This window comes from Paenibacillus sp. S28, assembly GCF_016624415.1.
Taxonomy (GTDB): Bacteria; Bacillota; Bacilli; order Paenibacillales; family Paenibacillaceae; genus Paenibacillus_AQ; species Paenibacillus_AQ favisporus.
This window is the reverse complement of the sequence record NZ_JACVTM010000023.1, coordinates 41,961-56,413: the sequence shown is the minus strand read 5'-3', so window position 1 is coordinate 56,413 and position 14,453 is coordinate 41,961. Positions and strand designations below refer to the sequence as shown.

General features: G+C 54.3%; 8 protein-coding genes. 2 read left to right on the top strand and 6 right to left on the bottom strand.

Annotation, left to right across the window (positions count from 1 at the left end):
• Positions 1 to 301 precede the first annotated feature (301 nt).
• The 6 genes from IAE55_RS30965 to uvrB form a co-directional block, all read right to left on the bottom strand.
• Positions 302 to 2,815 (bottom strand): U32 family peptidase, encoded by a 2,514-nt coding sequence (locus IAE55_RS30965; RefSeq protein WP_145162990.1) that lies wholly within the window; start codon positions 2,813 to 2,815, stop codon positions 302 to 304.
• Positions 2,816 to 3,321: 506 nt separating this feature from the next.
• Positions 3,322 to 5,286 (bottom strand): copper amine oxidase N-terminal domain-containing protein, encoded by a 1,965-nt coding sequence (locus tag IAE55_RS30960; protein ID WP_234489997.1) that lies wholly within the window; start codon positions 5,284 to 5,286, stop codon positions 3,322 to 3,324.
• Positions 5,286 to 6,440: a S1C family serine protease gene (locus IAE55_RS30955; RefSeq protein WP_076174514.1), complete on the bottom strand. Its 1,155-nt coding sequence runs from the start codon at positions 6,438 to 6,440 to the stop codon at positions 5,286 to 5,288. Before IAE55_RS30955 ends, IAE55_RS30960 begins: the two co-directional genes overlap by 1 nt.
• A gap of 237 nt (positions 6,441 to 6,677) precedes the next feature.
• Positions 6,678 to 6,887: a hypothetical protein gene (locus IAE55_RS30950; RefSeq protein ID WP_105444814.1), complete on the bottom strand. Its 210-nt coding sequence runs from the start codon at positions 6,885 to 6,887 to the stop codon at positions 6,678 to 6,680.
• A 771-nt stretch (positions 6,888 to 7,658) separates the two neighbouring features.
• Positions 7,659 to 10,520: an excinuclease ABC subunit UvrA gene (gene uvrA / locus IAE55_RS30945; RefSeq protein ID WP_145162986.1), complete on the bottom strand. Its 2,862-nt coding sequence runs from the start codon at positions 10,518 to 10,520 to the stop codon at positions 7,659 to 7,661.
• 100 nt (positions 10,521 to 10,620) lie between these two features.
• A complete protein-coding gene (gene uvrB / locus IAE55_RS30940; protein WP_105444817.1) occupies positions 10,621 to 12,612 on the bottom strand; it encodes an excinuclease ABC subunit UvrB in 1,992 nt (663 codons plus the stop codon).
• 173 nt (positions 12,613 to 12,785) lie between these two features.
• Here uvrB and IAE55_RS30935 point away from each other — a divergent pair, with 173 nt between their 5' ends.
• Both IAE55_RS30935 and IAE55_RS30930 read left to right on the top strand, forming a co-directional pair.
• Positions 12,786 to 13,583 carry a flagellar motor protein gene (locus tag IAE55_RS30935; protein WP_076174523.1) on the top strand — a complete coding sequence of 266 codons (798 nt, stop codon included), beginning with the start codon at positions 12,786 to 12,788 and terminating at the stop codon, positions 13,581 to 13,583.
• Entirely contained in the window at positions 13,567 to 14,364 is a 798-nt protein-coding gene (locus IAE55_RS30930) for an OmpA/MotB family protein (protein ID WP_116233521.1), read from the top strand. The genes IAE55_RS30935 and IAE55_RS30930 overlap by 17 nt, the downstream gene beginning before the upstream one ends.
• Positions 14,365 to 14,453 lie beyond the last annotated feature (89 nt).

The window sequence follows — 14,453 nt, the reverse complement described above, 5'->3', positions numbered from 1 at the left end:
TGCTACCAAACCGTAGGGTGATCTATTGGTCCGCCCTTTTTAAGTCATAAATCATCTTAGGGAAAACTGTTTCAAGGGAGTGGGGTCAGAGAGGTTTAGGGGAGAATCGAATGAGCTGTAGTTAACACTTCCAAATTCCATATATATACAATACACCATACATCCAGCACGAGGAAATGAATATTTTAGAGATAAAAAACAAGCCATTATCATAAGCATACGCTCGGTTGATCTCAGGGTTATCACATAAAAAAGGCAGAATCCGCACGACATGGCGGATTCTGCCTTCATTTATTTTTTCTTATTTCACCAGCTGTCCACGAGTTACGCCCAGCTGATTCGTCGCCTTCAGCGTCTTCCACACCTGTGTGCCGCTGATTTCGCCGCGCAGGGCACGGTTGTACAGGTCGATGACCTCGTGCACCTGTTCAGGCGTTTCCTCCAGGAACTCGACGCGGTAGGTCGAGACGCCGAGATCCATGAAGTTCGTCAGGTACTCGGCACCGGACTGCTCGATGGCGTTGTAGACCGTGTTGCGGCAGCCCTCGTCCACGCGGACCGGGTGGGACATGCCGATGCGGTCCTGCAGGGACGCCCGGTGCGATTCGCACGGACGGCCGCAGTTCGTGAAGTCGGTGCCTTCGCTCAGGAAGGTACAGTACACGCAGTGCTCCGTATGGAACATCGGCAGATGCTGGTGGATGACGATCTCCATCTGTGACGTCTTGGAGCGCTCCAGCAGATCGACCATCTGCTGGATGTTCAGGTCGTAAGACGGCGTGACCAGGTCACAGCCGGCTTCGAGGAACAGATCCACCGCTTTGTGGTTGGCGATGTTCAGCGAGAAATCGCCAATCAGCTGCGGATGATCGGCATCCGGGTTTTCCATCCGGTGGCGCAGGTAGAAGTACAGCGCCCCGGTGTTGCGCACAAGCACGGCGTCCGGCTTGAGGCGCAGGATGTTTTTGTGGTAGCCGTTCTCGTTCGGCATATGGATGCGCGGCGTCGCCAGCGCGATCCGCTTGCCGGCGGCATGAACGGCTTCCACCGCTGCCGGGAACTGCTTGATGAACTCGAAGTCGGCGTATATCATCTCTACGCCGGCTTCGAGCGCAGCCTCCACCTGCGGGAGGCTGCGGCACAGCGCGGTGAGCTTCGCCTCACCGCGGGCCACCGGCGATGCGCTGTGCGCGGCATCGCTGAACACGGTCGCCGCCCGTTTCACGTACACGGGCGGCTTCGGGCGCTCGCCTGCGAGCAGCTCCACCGCCCGGCGGCGAATATTGTTCAGCTCGCGCATCGGCACGATGACGTCACCCTGCAGGTCGACGTCCAGCTTCTCGAGCTGGTAGAAGGTGCCGCCCAGGCGGCCGAACTGCTCTTCGAGCAGAGCGTAATCCATCGGCCGCTTCTTGGCGATTTCCAGCTCCATCTCCGAGTCCACCTGCACCGTCGTGCCCTTCTGCACGTCGGTCCAGACGGTCGTCAGGAGACCGCCGGCATGGCCCACGGCCTTTACATGTACCGGGAACACCCGGTACGGCTTCTCCGTCTCGAACGTTTGGCGCAGACGCTTGTCGAGCGCCGGATCGTTCGTTTTCCAGATACGGTCGCCGACATGCAGCTTACGCAGATCCACGTCGCTCCGGCCCGGAACGATGTCCACGATCCAGCCTTCGCCAGCTTCCCCGTCAATCTTGACGCCTTTGCGGCGCAGGTCGTAAATCCGTCCGCCCTCTTCCTGCTTCGTCGGGTCGCCGGCGTCGAACACGATGCCGTCCCCGCGCTTCAGCGGAGCTTCGATCTTGCAGACGACGCCGTCGCGCAGGATCTTTTCGACCCGGCCGACATACACGCCGCGGCTTTTCGGGAACGTGCCGTCGACCAGCTGTTTGTTGTTCGTGCCTTCGAGGAATCCGTGCGTAAAGCCGCGCGAAAAGCTCTGCTGCAGCTCACGCATTTCCTCTTCGCTCGGCGGTGTATTGTCGCCGTCAAAGTAACGGTCAATCGCCTTGCGGTACTTGCTGACCACGTTGGCCACGTACTCGGGGCTCTTCAGGCGCCCTTCGATTTTAAAGGACGTAACACCCGCCTCGATCAGCTCCGGCATCAAATCGATGGCCGCCAAATCTTTTGGCGACAGCAGATAAGCCACATCGCCCATCGGCTTCTGTTCGCCGTCCACGATCAGGTCGTACGGCAGGCGGCAGGCCTGCGCGCATTCACCGCGGTTGGCTGAGCGGCCGCCCCACATTTCCGACGTCAGGCACTGACCGGAATAGGAGACGCACAGGGCGCCATGAACGAACACTTCCATCGGAAGCTTCGCCTGTTCCCCGATTTTTTGAATCTGCTTCAGGTTGTTTTCACGTCCCAGCACGACACGCTCCATACCCCACGGCTTGGTGAATTCCACCGCTTCCGGCGAAGTGATCGTCATCTGGGTCGAGCCGTGAATCGGGAAGTCCGGGGAAATTTCCCGGATCAGCTTCACCAGCCCCAAATCCTGCACAATCACAGCATCCACGCCCGCATCGATACAGGCGTCGATCAGTTCCTTGGCATCCTCCAGCTCGTTTTCAAACACCAAAATGTTAAACGTCAAAAAGCCCTTCACGCCATAGCTGTGAAGAAACGACATGATCTCCGGCAACTCCGCCATCCGGAAGTTGTTCGCCCGGGCACGGGCGTTAAACTTTTCCACGCCGAAAAAGATCGCATCCGCTCCGTTGGCTACCGCCGCACGCATGCAGTCCCAGTCGCCGGCCGGCGCCAGAAGCTCCACGTCTTCCCTTCTTAATGCCTGTTTGTTCATCTATATCCTCCCAAACCGGTCCTGCCGGTTCAAATTCTAGAATTCTCGTACTCATTGCTGACCTAACGAAAAGAATCACCAGCACAACTTCTGCTTTAACTTATCTAGTGTACCAGACATCTTCCGATCCTTCTACTATCCCCACGAATTATCTCGATTCCCATAGGAAGGCAGCAATTTTCGCATTTGCATATTATCAGGTTATCCGTGTTTGGTAGGGTGCAAACTAAGTGAATGGCCATGCGCGGCTTATGTGGTGTAAAAAAGCTCCATATGCAGCAAAACCGAGCACCTCTAAGACGTTTCCGCCAGACGCCCGGCACAGCTTTAAGCCATCAGATCATCTATAACGACCCAGACCACCTTCACAACTAAAGCCATCACCCTCTAATGCATCTCAGATCCCACCAGCCACACCAAAAACCGGAACAGCCTTCGGCTATCCCGGTTCCTGGTCACATATATTCTACTTCACTTATTCGGCAGCACCATCTAACATCCGCCGGTCAGCTCTGTCCGGCAGCCGCAGTCGTCTTGACTTCATCCTTTTTCGTAAACGTAAAAGAATTCAGCGTCTCATCCAGCGTCTTCTTCTGAATATCCGTGGCGTTGGCGTCATTTAGGGACGCGGACAGCGTATACACCGTACCGTTATGCTGAACGACGATTTGGCGCGCGCTGTACGGAATGCCGTCCTTCACCTGATGGATAGAAAAGACGACAGCCGGCTCGCCGGCAAAGGTCGTGTTCTCTACCTTTTCCAGCTTCAAATCTTTCTGATACTTCACGGCTTCATTGTAGAACGACTTCAGCTGGCTTACGGCTTCTTCAAAAGAGCTATCCTTCTCGGCCGTGATCATCATGCGTCCGCCCACGAACTGATACTCCACCGGCGACAGCTCAAGCTGGTCGCGATTCGCGCTCCAGTACTGCGGAATACGAATTTGGTACTGATAGGTTTTGGACGTTTTGGTCGTTCTCTTGGATTTATCGATCAGGAACGTATTCTCTTCCATACTCCCGAAGGATTCCGGTACGACCGTAAAATCAATGTTGATCCCTTTCATCAAATCCTTGAACTTGGCCACATCCGCCGGCTGGTCTTCCGGAGCTGCATATTCCACATAATAGCGGTAGCCGTCCTTCAAAATCATCACTTCATATTCACGGATCCAGCCGTCACCATAGTTATACCTGGCTTCGTTCACCAGCGCCTGTTCCCCGGATACCTCCAGCGGGTAAGTATTGACGACCTCATACGAAGTTTTGACGAAGGACTCTTCCAGCCATTTCTTCATCTGTCCGCCCCACTGATCGAGCGAGTCGCCTTTGGGTCCAGTGGACACGTTCAGCTTCAAGTAACTGCCGTCCTTGCCTTCATAATACATGTCCGCATTGTCCATGCTCCAGTCGGCCGGGATGTCTAAAGCAATGCCGTAATCCTCGTTATACACGCCGCGCATGCCATTTTTGACAGTCGACAGATCCTTCACGGTTTTGTCCGCCGGATTAAAGCTCGTATCAAAAGAGTTCAGCAGCCCGGCATATTTATTCAGGTCCTTGTAGTTGGACGCCTGCAGATCAGCAAAATACAGCTCGTACAGACGATTATGGCCCGAATACATCCGGCACTCCCAGAAGGTTCCGTCCCCATCCTTGGTCACAATACGGGCATACGGCACCTTTGCTTTCGGGAAGGTCCCCCGGTCCACTACCATCTCGCCGCCTTTTTTGGCGTCCTCCACCAGCCGATCCAGCAAATCATCGGTGCTTAGATCCGCATCCTCATCGGAAGCGTGGACTTCAATGTAGTACTTTTCCTCTGCATCGTTAAAAGACGTAATACTCTCGGTCTCATCGCCGCTGCCAACGATCAGGCCGCTCGGATAATTCATCGTCCAGCCGTAGTAGCTGTTGCCGATCTTCGTCTTGCCTACATCCGAATCGATCCCTGGATCCTGCGGACTGGCATCATCCTCCGAAGGTTTCAGGCTGATCACCCATTCCCCCGCCGACCCTGTATTCATTTGCGCTCCGATGCCTTGCGCCACCACACGAAGCGGAACCATCAGGGTGCCGTTCATCATGGACGGGGCAGCTTCCAGCTTCACTTTGCGTCCGTCCACCCAGGCCAGCTGGCTGTCGATCGTTAAGCTGATCTGATGAGGGCCGTATCCGATTTTGACCACATTGTTTTTTTCCAGCTTTACTTCGCTGCCGAACGCTTTGCTGAACACGCCCAGCGGAACCATTACGGTTCCATTTTTCTTGAACGGCTTCAAAATTTGTACCGTCTGCCCGTTAATCACCGCTGCAGTGCTTCCCGTCTTGAGCTGCAATGTCAGCTTGTCCGAGCTGCTGTCCGCCCACGCGGGCAATGCGGCTGCCAGCATGATGATGCCGGCCAGTGCCGCCGATCCGATGTTACGCAATGCGCTTCCCTTCATTCGTGACTGTCCCTTCTTCCCCATTAAAATTCTTCTCCCGGTCCGCTCTCGTCATTGTAGGCATCACCATCGGCGCCCGCCTGCGACAGAACCAGCTTCCGCTCCACGATATCCCCGCCGCTCTGCATAAGCAGCTTAACCGTTTGCCCCGGTAAAAAGGACTTAAACATTTCGTTGATGTCCACGACCGAGGTCACCCGCTTGCCGTTAATGCTGTAGAGCACGTCGTCCTCCTGAATGCCGGCTTTTTTGGCCTGATCCGAGAAGACCTTCGTTACGGTTAACGGATCGTCCGTTGGCAGTCCGACAATGGCAGACCAGCTCTCTTCCATGTTGAATCCGAGGCTTGGGCGCTTTACTTCCCCATACTTGAACAGTTGTCCCATCACGTACTGTACCGTATCCGAAGGGATGGAAAAGCCCATATTTTCCACACCGACGGCTGCGAACTTCAGGCTGTTAATCCCGATCACTTCGCCCCGCATATTGACGAGCGGCCCCCCGCTGTTGCCCGGGTTAATTGCCGTATCGCTTTGGATCAGCCGGTAAAAAGCGTTCACGCCCCGGTTCAGACCGCTGACGACGCCTACCGTCGCCGAATTGCGCAGGGAAAAAGAGATCGGCGTACCGATCGCAATGACCTTCTCCCCCACCTGCGCAGTTTGCGCTGACTTGGCAAAGACCGCAGGCACTAAAGATTTGGCATTGATTTTGATTAAGGCAATATCACTTGTTTCGTCTATGTATGAATCCACAATGCTATACGATTTGCCATCGGATGTGACGACCAGCGTACCTTCCAGTCCGTTCACCACATGCGCGTTGGTAACGATCCAACCGTTGGACTTCACGATGACTCCTGTACCGTGCGCCAAATTGTAGCGGTTGGTTGCGCCTCCCGTCAGCGTCGTATCCGTCGAGCGGCCGATAATCCCTACAACCGAAGGCGATATGTCTTTGACGATTTGCGGGACCGGATCCGCTGCCACCTGGACGTTGACCTTCTTTGCTGTAGATGCGCTTGATGCTGCTGTTTTTGCCTTCTGCGCAGCTTGTCCCGCCTTGGATGCCGCTGTGGCCGTTTTGCCTGTGCTCTGTGCCTCGGCCGCCGCGCTTCCACTGACGAGCACGATCGTACTGAGCAGCGTAATGACCCACTTTTTCCCCGTCGGTTTCATTCCCTCACCTGACCTTATCTTTATCTTGATCTGCAGATCTCCGGAGTCTATCCTTTCCCCTGAATCATAGCCTCAATGTATCACACAAACCGGGCGTGTACAATTGCTGGAAGCCCTATATTTAATAGGAAATTTCCACAGCCTGAATCCCAATGGCTTAAACAAAAAAAGACCCCTTGTCCGCCGGTTAGCGAAAGGTGTCTTCATTCGTCGCAATTTCGTTGGAGTAGTATCCGATTAGCTCATCCAGTTCTGGATCATAGCAAAGTCGGACGCTAAAAAGACCAGCAAGCAAATCACGCTGAATCCGATTGCAAATTTGTTCTTAACCGGTTGCTTCACCAGACGGATAACCCCGATCAGGATCAAAATCGTAAACAGGATCATGAATACGTCAAAGGTATTGAATTTGGATGCAGCCGATGCAGCAGCTTCTGCAAGCAACATGGTTGGACCTCCTCTTGTGGCTTCGCTCATTTTACATATCTCTCTACATGTTATCGTTCTGGGCGATGAGATGCAAGACTTCGGATGTAAAAAATTGAAATTGTCATAAAATCGCCTTTTTCTGGTAATTGGGGCTTGTGGCCTCGGACAATTACCATGTGCATGTGTAGAAACCTAATCCTTAATATTATTACCCCGGTTGGCTTCAATTTATGAAAAATGGCGCTTATTTCCGGATGGCTCATGGATCCTGCTCAGTGACCATGGAGGGTGGGATGGCGGATATATCATAAAGTATAAGGAATCCATATAAATGAAAATTGAAATGGATGATGGGGCAAGTACGTAAAATGTTCCTACGATCCCTCTTGTTTTCGGATTTCTTGATTGTATTGAACCCACCTAAGGTTGAAATCCGAAAGCCAAATGTGACCGCTTCGCTTCTTCGGAATCATTTTACTCCCTTGCTTACATCGTATTCTTTGGTTCAACTTACACAGAAGCTTCGAAGTTTATGCTTTCTTCATATAAGAAAAACGTCTTTCGACGTACCTTCAAAGAAGACAGACCGCGTCTAGCGGAAGTTTTTATTGCGAGATCAGGAAGCGGAGGCTCCGAAACGTATACTTTCTGATCTCTTCAAAAAAAATCATGCCTCCCCGCCTCGCGGCGGAATGGAGACATGATCTGAACCTATATTCCTCGTATGCTGATTTCGCGTTATGGTTCTGTCCCAGACCACCCTACGCTGATATCGTTACCGGAATGAACTTAGCTCGTCACCTTCAAAGCTTCGCTGCGCGCCGTGTCGCGCTCCAGGATCGGCTTCAGGTACTTGCCTGTGTACGACTGCTCGACCTTCACGATTTGCTCCGGCGTACCGGAGGCAATAATCGTTCCGCCGCCACTGCCGCCTTCAGGACCCAGGTCGATAATGTGATCGGCCGTCTTAATAACGTCCAGGTTGTGCTCAATGACGAGCACGGATTCCCCGGAATCAACCAGGCGATGAAGCACAGTCAGCAAACGGTCGATATCGTCGACATGTAGACCGGTCGTCGGCTCATCCAGAATGTAGAGCGTCTTGCCGGTGCTGCGCCGGTACAGCTCGGACGCCAGTTTCACGCGCTGCGCCTCACCGCCTGACAGCGTCGTGGCCGGTTGTCCCAAGGTAACATAGCCCAGGCCCACGTCGAGCAGCGTCTGCAGCTTGCGGTGGATTTTCGGAATGTTTTTGAAAAACTCCGTCGCATCCTCCACCGTCATTTCAAGCACGTCGGCGATACTCTTTTCCTTATACTTAACCTCCAGCGTTTCCCGGTTATAGCGTTTGCCTTTGCAGATTTCGCACGGTACGTAGACGTCCGGCAGGAAGTGCATCTCGATCTTAATGATGCCGTCCCCACGGCAGGCTTCGCATCGTCCGCCCTTCACGTTAAAGCTGAAGCGTCCCTTTTTATAACCGCGGATTTTGGCCTCGTTCGTCTGCGCGTAAATGTCACGGATATCATCAAACACACCGGTGTAGGTTGCCGGATTGGAACGCGGCGTACGGCCGATCGGTGACTGGTCGATGTCGATGACCTTCTCCAGATGCTCGAGCCCGCGAATTTCCTTGTGCTGGCCGGGTCTGACCTTGACCGCCTTGTTGAGCTCCTTGGCAAGCGTTTTGTACAGGATCTCATTCACGAGCGTCGATTTGCCCGAACCGGAAACCCCCGTTACTGCCGTGAAGACACCCACCGGAATTTTGGCATTGATGTTCTTCAGGTTGTTCTCTTTCGCTCCGCGGATCTCCAGCCAGCGGTTATCCGGCTTACGGCGTTCCGTATTGACCGGGATGAACTTGCGTCCGCTCAGGTATTGGCCGGTCAAGGAATTCGGATCCTTCATGATTTCCTCCGGCGTGCCTTGAGCGATGACACGGCCGCCGTGAATACCCGCACCCGGACCGATATCGATGATATAGTCGGCGGCCATCATGGTGTCCTCGTCATGCTCTACGACGATGAGCGTATTGCCGATGTCCCGCATATGCTCCAGCGTGGAAATCAACCGATCGTTGTCCCGCTGGTGCAGACCGATGCTCGGCTCATCGAGAATGTAGAGCACGCCCATCAGGCTGGAGCCAATCTGCGTAGCCAGGCGGATCCGCTGGGCCTCTCCCCCGGAGAGTGTGCCCGCGGCCCGGCTCAGCGTCAGGTAATCGAGCCCGACATTCACGAGGAATCCGAGACGCGCGTTAATTTCCTTCAAGATCAAATTCGCAATCGAGCGTTCCTTCTCGGACAGCTCCAGCTGGTCAAACAGCTTCATCGCTTCGCCGATGGACAGGCTCGTCACATGTGCCATATTGTAGTCATTGACGGTTACGGCAAGCACTTCTTTCTTCAAACGGTGACCCTTGCAGACTTCGCACGGCTTCGCGCTCATGAAGTTTTCGATAAATTCGCGGATGCCTTCGGAAGCTGTTTCACGGTAACGGCGCTCCAGGTTTGGAATGACGCCCTCAAATACCACAAACGCTTCTTTCCGCTGCCCGAAGTCATTTTCGTAACGGAAGCGGACCTTCTGGTTCCCCGTTCCGTACAGCAGCTTGTTCATGTCTTCATCCTTCAGCTGGCTGACCGGAACATTCTGAGGAATGTTGTAATGCTCACATACCGATTTCAAAAATTGCGGATAATAGTTGGACGTACTGCCTGTCCACGCCAGAAAAGCGCCGTCATCGATCGACTTCTCCCGGTCCGGAATCAGCAGCTCAGGGTCGACGATCATCTTCACGCCAAGTCCGTCGCATTCCGGACAGGCCCCGAACGGACTGTTAAACGAGAACATCCGCGGGGACAGCTCTTCAATGCTGAATCCACAGATCGGGCAGGCGAAATTGGAGCTGAAACGCAGCTCTTCCTGGCCCATAATATCGACCAGCAGCTGGCCTCCGGACAGCTTCAGCGCCGTCTCGATGGAGTCCGCCAGACGTGCTTCCACACCTTCCTTAACGACGATCCGGTCGACAACGACCTCGATCGAGTGCTTCTTGTTTTTCTCCAGTTCGATATTTTCGGAAAGATCGCGAAGCTCGCCGTCTACCCGTACGCGTACGAAGCCCTGCTTGGCCACGTCGGTAAACAAAGACTTGTGCTCGCCCTTCCGGCCGGAAATCATCGGTGCCAGCAGCTGCAGACGCGTCTTCTCCGGATACTGCATAATCCGGTCGACCATCTGTTCCACGGTCTGGGACGTGATTTCAATGCCGTGCTCCGGACAGTGGGGATGGCCCACACGGGCAAACAGAAGCCGCAGGTAATCGTAAATCTCGGTTACCGTTCCGACGGTAGAGCGCGGGTTGCGGCTCGTCGTCTTCTGGTCAATCGATATGGCCGGAGACAGCCCGTCGATCGAGTCGACGTCCGGCTTCTCCATCTGTCCCAAAAACTGCCGCGCGTACGCGGACAGTGACTCCACATAACGGCGCTGCCCTTCCGCATAAATCGTGTCAAACGCCAAGGAGGACTTTCCCGAACCGCTCAGTCCGGTTAAAACAACGAATTTATCACGGGGAATCGTGATATCTATATTTTTTAAATTGTGGGCCCTTGCACCCTTAATGACGATATTCTCGCTGGCCAATGGTCGCTCATCTCCTTTGAAAGGATCTATTTATGGGATTTATCCACAAAGAGAACGACCAGTACAAGCGGCCGTTCCCTTATCTTATCCATGTTCTTGTTTATTCCGCCTTCAGTTCCAGCAGGGCGTCACGCAGCTCGGCTGCGCGCTCGAACTGCAGGTTCTTCGCGGCATCCTTCATTTCCGCTTCCAGACGCTGAATCACCGACTGGCGCTCCTTCTTCGACATCTTGCCTCCGGTGCCGGTCAGATACTCCGCCTTCGACTCGGCCACCTTCGTCGCCTCGATGACGTCCCGCACCTTCTTGCGGATCGTCTGAGGCGTGATCCCGTGCTGCTCGTTATAGGCGATCTGCATGGTGCGGCGGCGCTGGGTTTCTTTGATCGCTTTGTCCATCGACTCTGTAATTTTGTCGCCATACATCAGAACAAAGCCCTCAGAGTTCCGGGCCGCGCGGCCGATCGTCTGAATAAGCGACCGCTCCGAGCGGAGGAAGCCTTCCTTGTCGGCATCCAGGATCGCAACCAAGGATACCTCAGGCAGGTCAAGTCCCTCTCTCAGCAGGTTGATCCCGATCAGCACATGGAACGTACCCAGACGCAGGTCACGCAAAATCGCCATCCGCTCCAGCGTCTTGATATCGGAGTGTAGGTACCGGACCTTGATCCCAATCTCTTTCAAGTAGTCGGTCAAATCCTCGGCCATCTTCTTGGTCAGCGTCGTCACGAGCACCCGCTCGTCGCGGTCGATCCGCTCCCGGATCTCTCCGATCAAATCGTCAATCTGCCCTTCGGTCGGGCGGACTTCGATTACCGGATCCAACAAACCTGTCGGACGGATGATCTGCTCAACCATTTCATTGCAGTGCTCGATCTCGTACGGTCCCGGCGTCGCTGACACATAGATAATTTGATTCACTTTACTCTCGAACTCTTCGAACGTCAACGGGCGGTTGTCCAGCGCCGACGGCAGACGGAAACCGTGTTCCACCAGCACCGTCTTGCGCGCCCGGTCCCCGTTGTACATCGCGCGGATCTGCGGCAGCGTCACATGGGACTCGTCGACGACGATCAGCATATCATCCGGAAAATAGTCCAGCAGCGTATACGGGGTTGCTCCCCGTTCCCGGAACGTTAACGGTCCGGAATAGTTCTCAATCCCCGAGCAGAAGCCGACTTCCTTCATCATCTCGATGTCGTAGCGCGTGCGCTGCTCCAGGCGCTGAGCCTCGAGCAGCTTGCCTTGGGAGCGAAGCTCCTCGAGCCGCTCTTCCAGCTCCCGCTCAATATTGACCAGCGCCACACGCATCGTCTCCTCCTTCGTTACGAAGTGAGACGCCGGGAAAATCGCGATATGATCGCGTTCACCGATCAGCTCACCGGTCAGGACGTCGATCTCCGTAATCCGTTCGATCTCGTCCCCGAACAGCTCCACGCGGATCGCCTGTTCCCCTTTGGAAGCCGGGAAAATCTCAATGACGTCGCCGCGAACACGGAACGTCCCGCGCACGAAGTTGATGTCGTTGCGCTGGTATTGGATGTCCACCAGGCGCGACAAAATCTGATTGCGCGGCTTCTCCATACCTACGCGCAGCGACAGCAGCATGCTGGAGTATTCCATCGGCGAACCCAAGCCGTAAATGCACGAGACGCTCGCCACGATAATAACGTCCCGCCGCTCGAACAGCGAGCTGGTCGCGGAGTGGCGCAGCTTATCGATCTCCTCGTTGATGCTCGAATCTTTCTCAATATACGTATCCGAAGAAGGGATGTACGCTTCCGGTTGATAGTAATCATAGTAACTCACAAAGTAATCGACGGAGTTGTTCGGGAAAAACTCCTTAAATTCGCTCGCCAGCTGGGCTGCAAGCGTCTTGTTATGCGCGATGACCAGCGTCGGCCGCTGCACCTTGGCGATGGTCTGCGCAATGGTAAAGGTCTTGCCGGTACCGGTCGCACCGAGCAGCGTCTGATGCTTCTTCCCCTGCTTCAGGCCTTCCACCAGCTCGGTAATGGCCTTCGGCTGGTCGCCCTGCGGTGTGTATTCCGACTCAAGCTCAAACGTCTTGGTACTGACGACAATATCGCTCATTGCCCAACATCACCCTTATCATCTAAAATAGATATTCTAAACTATATGTCGAGATTTCCCGATATAAGCTATAGGAAATCATTGTTGAAATAAGAATATTTGTTCCCGTCTATTATACTCTGATCAAGTGCCGTATGCAAACCCTAACTCATGAACAGGAGTGATAGCACAACATGGAAATCACAACAATACTGGGCATCCTGGCGGGACTTGCCGCGCTGGTAGGTGGCTTTTTATGGGAAGGAGGTCAGATTAATGGATTAATGCAGGCAGCGGCCGCCCTGATCGTATTCGGGGGAACTATTGCCGCTGTCGTTGTCAGTTACCCGCTTCACCGGCTCAAGACGATTCCCAAAGCGCTGCGCTTTGCCTTCAGCAAACCGGCCGAGGATACGAACCAGCTGATCGAAGACTTGGTTGGCATGGCCACGGCGGCCAGACGCAATGGGGTGCTCTCCCTTGAAAGAATGGCGATGGACCATCACAACTCGTTCCTTCGCGAAGGCATTCAGCTGGTCGTCGACGGAACGGAAGAATCCCAGATCAAACAGATTATGGAGCTCGAAATGGACGCTGTAGAGCAAAAGCATGAAAACTACGCCAAAATATTCGAGTCCGCAGGCGGCTACGCCCCGACCATGGGTATTATCGGCACCGTTATGGGGCTGATCCATGTCCTCGGCAGCTTGTCCGAACCAACCGATCTCGGGCCGTCGATCGCGGTTGCTTTTACCGCTACGTTATACGGCGTGGCGAGCGCCAATATTATCTTTTTACCCATTGCGTCGAAAATTAAGTCCCGCAGCGCCGATGAAATTCAGCAATTGGAACTTTTGATGCAGGGCATTCTGGCGATTCAGAACGGCGAGCACCCCAACATGGTGCGCAAAAAGCTCGTTTCCTTCACACCGGTGGACAGCTATCATGCCCCTGCCGTGAAGGAGGAATTCATCGATGAGACAGCGGAATAGACGCCAGGGCCGGAGGAAAAGCGAAGGAGACGGCGGCCGGGACCGTTGGCTGATCACTTATGCGGACCTGATCACGCTGCTCCTGATCTTTTTCGTCATGATGTTCGCGATGAGCCGGCTGGACGTTGAGAAGTACGAAGCGATCACACAATCCCTGCAGCATACGTTCAAAAGCGGCGACTCGATCCTCGAGAAGGGATCCGGCATCACAGGTCAAGCGGACAAAAATACGCATCGAAATCCCGACACGGCCAAAAAACCGCAGAATAGCGGTTCTCAGGAACTGACCGAACGTGAGCTTGCCTTCCGCAAGCAGGAGCAGGAGCTCCAGAACCTGATGCAGGTTATTTCGCAGTATGTGAAAGATAACCGGCTGGAGGACCAGATATTTGTAGCGGACGAGCCTCAAGGCATCTCCATTACGCTGAGCGACCAATTTATGTTTGATGTCGGTAAAGCGGACCTAAAGCCCGGCTCGGCACCGGTGCTGGACAAGCTCGCCAGCCTGTTCAAGAACCTGAGCACGGTGATCAGCATCGAGGGTCACACGGACAATCTGCCGATCGTGCATGCTTCGAATTACAAGGACAATTGGGAGCTTTCCGGAGCGCGGGCGCTGTCGGTCCTGCGGTTTTTCCTCGATCAAAAGCATCTGAACCCGGACGAGTTCCAGTACGCCGGATACGGCGACACGCGTCCTGTCGGGGATAATGGCACCGAAGCCGGAAGGCAGAAAAACCGCCGGGTAGAGATCATCGTCCTCCGCCAGCTTCAGGAATAATCCGTAACCTCCTGTTTCGCCAGTAAACCACCCGTTGGTCCTTTCATAAAGACAAAAAAAGCGTGGAAGCTTCAGAGCTCCCACGCATC